Below are 1,053 nucleotides of genomic sequence, written 5' to 3'. Positions count from 1 at the left end.
TGGCGTTGTTTCCTAAATCATTGAACTTGTCGTCCGAGCCGCGATCAGATCATCAAAGCCTCAAAACAGGTCACAGATGATGAGCAAAGCCAAGTACAAAATCAGCAACTGGAAGCAATACAATCAGGCATTAGTTAACCGTGGTTCGATTACCTTTTGGGTTGATGACGCCGCTATCCAGGGCTGGCACTGCAAAAAGCATCATGGCAAACGAGGGAGAGGCTTTACGTTTACCGATGGTGCCATTGAAACAGCACTGATGGTTAAAGGCATTTTCAAGCTCCCTCTTCGCGCCCTTCAAGGCTTTCTCGACTCGATATTTAGCCTGATGGACGTGCCGCTAAAATCGCCGTCATACAGTTGTATCAGTAAACGGGCGAAGACGGTTGAGGTTAACTACCGATTACCCAGTCGTGGGCCCGTTGCTCACGTCGTCATTGATGCCACCGGTTTAAAAGTGTTTGGCGAGGGAGAATGGAAAATGCGCAAACATGGCAAGGAAAAACGCCGTGTTTGGCGCAAGCTGCATCTCGCGATTGACGACAGTACACATGAAGTGATTTCTGCCGTCGTTAGCTTAGCGTCTGTCGGCGACAATGAAGCGCTACCGACGCTGCTTAACCCGTTACGCCGAAAAATCGCCCAAGTCAGTGCTGACGGCGCTTATGATACGAAAGCCTGTCATCAGGTGCTCAAGAAAAAAGGCATCAAACCGACCATTCCACCGCGCAGCAATGCGGGTTACTGGGAGGACGGCCATCCTCGCAATGCAGCCGTCAGCGCCTTGAAATCGGGTAACTTGAAAGACTGGAAACAAGAAGAGGGTTATCACCAACGCTCCCTGTCAGAAACAGGCATGTCTCGATACAAAACGTTAATCAGCCCTGAGCTGACCTTACGTAACTACGATGCACAAGTTGGCGAAGCATTGGCCAACGTGAAAGCGATAAACAAAGTCATAAGACTTGGTATGCCTGTTAGTTACCGAGTTGACTGATGGGAGTAATTCCATTGGGATCAGTGCGTTAGGTGAATGATTTGATCAACAACGCC

Annotated in this window: 1 protein-coding gene; it reads left to right on the top strand. The window is 49.3% G+C overall.

The features are described 5' to 3' along the window. Positions 1–79: 79 nt before the first annotated feature. Positions 80–997 (top strand): IS5 family transposase, encoded by a 918-nt coding sequence (locus tag C7A19_RS14635; protein ID WP_116645268.1) that lies wholly within the window; start codon positions 80–82, stop codon positions 995–997. Positions 998–1,053: the final 56 nt, after the last annotated feature.

Origin of the sequence: Salinivibrio sp. HTSP, from assembly GCF_003390965.1 — a bacterium.
Taxonomy (GTDB): domain Bacteria; phylum Pseudomonadota; class Gammaproteobacteria; order Enterobacterales; family Vibrionaceae; genus Salinivibrio; species Salinivibrio kushneri.
This window is presented reverse-complemented; position numbering and strand designations above follow the sequence as displayed.